Annotated in this window: 5 protein-coding genes and 2 pseudogenes; 2 read left to right on the top strand and 5 right to left on the bottom strand. The window is 71.2% G+C overall.

The annotated features are described in order from the left end of the window. Window positions 1-249: pseudogene (locus Q0L54_RS10465) on the top strand (hypothetical protein); the annotation flags it as partial. Here Q0L54_RS10465 and Q0L54_RS10460 read toward each other — a convergent pair. The 5 genes from Q0L54_RS10460 to Q0L54_RS10440 all read right to left on the bottom strand — a co-directional run bounded on the left by Q0L54_RS10460 (window position 216) and on the right by Q0L54_RS10440 (window position 4347). Next, complete coding sequence (locus Q0L54_RS10460; RefSeq protein ID WP_296667904.1) at window positions 216-1388, bottom strand: aminotransferase class I/II-fold pyridoxal phosphate-dependent enzyme; 1173 nt, start codon at window positions 1386-1388, stop codon at window positions 216-218. The pseudogene Q0L54_RS10465 and the gene Q0L54_RS10460 overlap by 34 nt on opposite strands. A 25-nt stretch (window positions 1389-1413) precedes the next feature. Further along, window positions 1414-1887, bottom strand: a complete 474-nt coding sequence (locus tag Q0L54_RS10455; RefSeq protein WP_296667902.1) for an SRPBCC domain-containing protein — start codon at window positions 1885-1887, stop codon at window positions 1414-1416. 86 nt (window positions 1888-1973) lie between these two features. Beyond that, entirely contained in the window at window positions 1974-2138 is a 165-nt protein-coding gene (locus Q0L54_RS10450) for a hypothetical protein (protein ID WP_296667900.1), read from the bottom strand. An 82-nt stretch (window positions 2139-2220) separates the two neighbouring features. Beyond that, the gene (locus tag Q0L54_RS10445) at window positions 2221-3231 is read right to left on the bottom strand and encodes a TerC/Alx family metal homeostasis membrane protein (protein ID WP_296667898.1); all 1011 of its coding nucleotides are present in this window, start codon (window positions 3229-3231) and stop codon (window positions 2221-2223) included. Window positions 3232-3480: 249 nt separating this feature from the next. After that, the gene (locus Q0L54_RS10440) at window positions 3481-4347 is read right to left on the bottom strand and encodes a hypothetical protein (protein ID WP_296667896.1); all 867 of its coding nucleotides are present in this window, start codon (window positions 4345-4347) and stop codon (window positions 3481-3483) included. Window positions 4348-4435: 88 nt separating this feature from the next. Here Q0L54_RS10440 and Q0L54_RS10435 point away from each other — a divergent pair. Continuing rightward, window positions 4436-4765, top strand: a pseudogene (locus tag Q0L54_RS10435) (hypothetical protein); the annotation flags it as partial.

The following is a 4765-nucleotide window of genomic DNA, read 5'->3' as shown; positions in this document are numbered from 1 at the left end:
CTCCTCATCGTGGGGATGGCGAAGTCGAACTGGCCGCAGGATCTGCCGCGCGACGTGTGGGCGACCTTCGTCGACAAGTTCCACCGGCTGTTCCGCGGCTACTGGGACCACGGGTGCGACTGCGTGTGGCCCGCGCCGCACACCTTCGCGGACGTCAGCGAGGCCGCGGCCCGGATCCTTCCCGGCTCCGAGTACACGCGGCAGCTGCTGTGGCGCTACACGCTCACCTGGGACCGGCCCGCGAACTGAGTGCGCTCGAGCGCGATGCCGATCCTGGCCACCGCCTCCTCGAGGATCGCGGGGGACGTCGCGATGTTCAGGCGGGCGTGACCCACGCCGCCGGTGCCGAAGGCCGGGCCGCTGCTGAGCGCCACCCTGCCCTGCTCAAGGAGGATGGCAGCGGGATCCTCGCCCAGCATCGTCCCGAAGTCGAGCCACGTGAGGTACGTCCCCTCCGGCACCGTGTACGTGACGCCGGGCAGGCGATCCGCGACCAGGTCTCGCACCAGGTAGCGGTTGCGCTCGAGGCCGGCGAGCATGCCGGTCAGCCACTCGCCGCCGCGGGAGTAGGCGGCCGTCTGAGCGATGACTCCGAGGTGACCGGGGCTGTGGTGCTTGCCCGCGCGGTAGCTCTCGAGGGCCGCCGCCTCCGGACCGCCCACCAGCAGGGCGGCCGGGACCGAGGCGAGGTTCCATGCCTTCGAGGCGCCGTGAAGAGCGAGACCGGTGGGGTCGACCGCGAGGTACGGAGTGAACTCGGCGCCCGCGTGGATCACGGGAGCGTGGATCTCGTCGGACACCACGGTCACGCCGTGCTGGCGCGCCAGCCGGGCCACGTTCTCGAGCTCGGCACGCGTGTGGACCGCGCCGCCCGGGTTGTGCGGGTTGCACAGCAGGTATGCGGCGCCCCGCCCGCCCGAGGTGGCGGCCGCCATCGCGCGGTCGATCTCCTCAAGGTCGAGCCGGAGGTTCTCGCCCAGCGGCGCCTCGCGGATCACGCGCCCGGCCTGCCGGAGGTAGGAGACGAACGGTGGGTACACGGGAGGGTTGACCACCACCTCGCCGCCGTCGCCCGTGAGTTCGAGGATCGCGTCGACGTAGCCCATGATGACGCTCTGCACGGGGGTGACGTGTGCGGCGTCGAGGTCGGGCCAGGCCCAGGACCGGCGCGCGAAGTCGACGAAGGACTCGACGAAGGGGGTGCTCCCCGGGTAGCCCATGTCCCCGTCCCGGACGGCGCGCTCAAGCGCCTCGCGGATCGGATCGGCCAGGTCCACGTCCATCTCCGCGATCCACAGGGGCAGCACGTCGGGCCCATAGTGGCGCCACTTGGCGGAGGTGCGCGCGCGCAGGCGCTCCAGCGGGACGGTGAAGGGGTCGGTGGTCATGGGGTGAGCGTATCCGAGCGCGTGCTCAGGACATGGTGCGCAGCAGCGCGTCGAGACGCTCCGTCGACTCCCGCATGCGCTCGACCCCGCCGAGGTTGATGTAGCCCGTCCGGTGATAGTCGTCCGGGAACCGGTGGGTGGTGACCACGGCGGTGCCCGTGGGCGTGCCGGCCATGTCCACGCGGAGCCACGTGAGCACCTCGGGGAACAGCTCCGAGATGAACGTGCACGCCAGCAGGGACCGGGGCTCGACGCGCTCAAAGTGGCCGTAGAAGGAGAAGGTGTTGCCCTCCGGGTCCGCCTGGGTCACCTTCCACGGGCCTCCCGGCCGGACGTCCAGCTCGACCTCGCTGTTGGTGTACCCGTGGGGGGCCCACCACTGCCGGAGGAAGATGGGCTCCGTGTAGGCGGTCCAGACCTGTGCCGGAGGGTGGGCCAGCCGGGTGGTCTCGACCAGCACGCACGGCTCGGCGGGAACATCGAACGAGATCTCGACCACGGGGGCCCCCGGAGGCTCGCGGGTCCCGGCGACCCGATTCCTCCACCCTGGTAGCGCGGGGGTGGCGCGTCAAGCGCTGCGGCGGGTCAACTCCCCGGGCGCAGGATGCTGCGCCCTACCCGCAGGCCCTTCACGACCTTCGAGTCGGCACCCCGATGCTGCTCGACCTGGTCCGCGATGAGGCCCAGGGCCGCCGCGGTCAGCGGGATCGCGATCGCGAAGATCGCCCAACGTCCGATTGCTCGTCTCATGCGCTACCTCCGGCATCGTCAACGCGGGTGCGTTCCGCGCTGTTGCTTGCACCACATCCTCCCCTGCGGCGGGGTCGCGGGCCTAACGCGCCGCCAACTCCGCCTGCTTCGAGGCCCGCAGACTCGTGACCGTGGTGACCGCGAGCACCGCCACGATGACCACGAGCGACCACGTGGTGGGGATGGTCGGGACGCCCGGCCACACTCCATGCGCCCAGTGGAGCAGCAGCTTGACGCCGATGAACGCCAGGATCACGGAGAGGCCGTAGCCCAGGTGGACCAGCTTCGACAGCGCGCCCTCCAGCACGAAGTACAGGGCGCGCAGGCCTAGCAGCGCGAACGCGTTGGTGGCGAAGACCAGGTACGGATCCGCCGTGATCCCATAGACCGCGGGGACGGAGTCCACGGCGAACACGACGTCCGTGGTGATGATGGCGGCCATCACCAGCGCCAGCGGGGTCAGCGCGCGCCGGCCGTTCAGCATGACGGTGGCCCTGGTCCCGTGGTACTCCTCGGTCACGGGGAAGAACCGGCGGATCAGCTGTACGGTGCGCATCGATCCCGGGTCGACGTGGTCCTCCGCCTCGCTGCGGGCGTCGCGCAGCACCTTGACCGCGGTGGCGATGAGGATCGCGCCGAACAGCAGGAACGTCCAGTCGAACGTGGCGATGAGCCCCGCGCCCAGCGCGATGAAGACGCCGCGCAGCACGATCGCGCCGGCCACACCGATGAGCAGCACTCGCTGCTGCAGCACGCGCGGCACCGCGAAGGCGGAGAGGATGAGGATGAAGACGAACAGGTTGTCGACGGACAGGCTCTTCTCCACCACGTAGCCGGTGTAGTACTTCACCCCGATGTCGCCGCCGTGGGTGGTCCACACCCAGACGCCGAACAGCAGCGGCAGCGCGATGTAGAAGGCGCTCCACCCGAGCGCCTCCTTGAACGAGACCTCGTGCGGCTTGCGCGTCACGATGAAGTCGAACACCAGCAGGCCGATCACGGCCGCGATGGTGATCGCCCACAGGCCGGGCGTGGCGATGGAGTGGAGCTCGGAAGCGGCGGTGGACGTGGCTTCGGCGGCGAGCGGGGACATGGGTCTCCTCAGAACTGTGTTCTGAGGTCTCCTTCACCGCGGCTGCGGCGCCCGCCCGGGAGACCTGTGGAGGCCTCGTATTGACCGGGACGGAACTTGGGAAGTACTCCCCTCGGCGAGAACTGTACGCGACCCACCGCCCCCTTTGACAGTGCGCACGGAGCTGATTGCGACACGCCGCGTGAAACGGGCTGATCCACGGCTCCGCTCAGCGTGTCGCGCCGTACTCCGTGCGGAGTGTCAGCGGGGTCAGGCGAGGAGCGCGCGGAACGCCTCGGCCGCGCGCTCCGCAGCGCCCTCGCCCAGCGCCAGGAACAGGCTGGGCTCCGTGAGCTCGAGCTCGAGCACCACGGGTCCCCCCGCCGTGGGCAGCAGGTCGACGCGCACGTACAGCGCGTCTGGGTGGCCCAGGTCCGGGAGGGACGCGACGATGCGGTCCGCCAGCTCCCGCTCGGCCGCCGTGGGCTGGGTGCCGGCCACCTTCTCGTCCGCGTACAGCCCGGTCTCCCAGGACATGTCGCGCGACAGGATCGCGGCCTTGCGCGCCGCGTGGGAGAAGCGTCCTCCCAGGTAGATGAGGGCCGTCTCGCCCGCGGTGTCGACGTCGGCCAGGTACGGCTGCAGCATCGCGACCTTGCCCGAGGCGTGCAGCGCCGCCACGTGATCGCGCGCGCCCGCGGCGTCTCCGTCGAACAGCCGCGCCCCGTTCGATCCCGCGCCGACCGACGGCTTCACCACCAGATGCCCGTCGAGGGCGACCACCGCATCGTGCGGGACCTCCTGGCCAGGCGCCACGAACGTGGTCGGGACCACCGGGATCCCGGCCGCGGCCAGGTCCGCGAGGTAGCGCTTATCCGTGTTCCACTCCACGGTGGCGGCGGGGTTGAGCAGGCGCGTCACCTGCGACGTGCGGTGGCACCACTCGAGGAAGGCGTCGAGGTGATCGTGATAGTTCCAGGTGCTGCGCAGGATCGCGACCTCGAACGCGGCCCAGTCCACAGCGGGATCGTCCCAGCACACCAGCGCCGCCTCCGGAAGGTGGGGCAGCAGCAGCTCCTCGTCGGCGTCCGGGACGGGAAGTTCGCGGGTGGTGACGATGGCGATCCGGGCGGTCATGACGGCAACGCTAGCGCCCGGCGAGGCTCCGCCGGGACGATGCGCGGGGCCGTAGCCTCGAGTCGACAGGTGAAGCGGGGAGGCGGGGATGAGCGCGTGGAAGCACGTCCTCGCGGTGCTCGCGGCCCTCGCCGTCGGGGGAGGCGCGGCGTACGCGGCGTACCTGTCCTTCGACGGCCTGGACCAGGGCGCCCCCGCCCCGACGCTCACCGCATCGTCCACCCCGACGCCCAGCGCCTCGCCCAGCCCCACCGGCTGCGACTGGGCGACCCTTCCCGACGCGGACCGGCCGCCGCCGCTCGAGGATGAGCCGGAGGGCCTGCCCGCCGCCCGCGAGATGACGGACGCGGTGTGGGACTGCGTCGACGATTCGTGGTCGGTCGAGGCGCGCTCCGCGGGCGGCGAGACGTGGCGACTC

Origin of the sequence: Demequina sp. (assembly GCF_024642165.1) — a bacterium.
Lineage (GTDB): Bacteria > Actinomycetota > Actinomycetes > Actinomycetales > Demequinaceae > Demequina.
Note: the sequence above shows the minus strand (reverse complement) of the source record. Positions and strands in the feature narration are given on the sequence as shown.

Coding starts and splice junctions, on each gene's coding strand:
- Q0L54_RS10450 (WP_296667900.1), bottom strand. CDS start 2,138: ATGAGACGAGCAATCGGACGTTGGGCGATCTTCGCGATCGCGATCCCG.
- Q0L54_RS10440 (WP_296667896.1), bottom strand. CDS start 4,347: ATGACCGCCCGGATCGCCATCGTCACCACCCGCGAACTTCCCGTCCCG.
- Q0L54_RS10460 (WP_296667904.1), bottom strand. CDS start 1,388: ATGACCACCGACCCCTTCACCGTCCCGCTGGAGCGCCTGCGCGCGCGC.
- Q0L54_RS10445 (WP_296667898.1), bottom strand. CDS start 3,231: ATGTCCCCGCTCGCCGCCGAAGCCACGTCCACCGCCGCTTCCGAGCTC.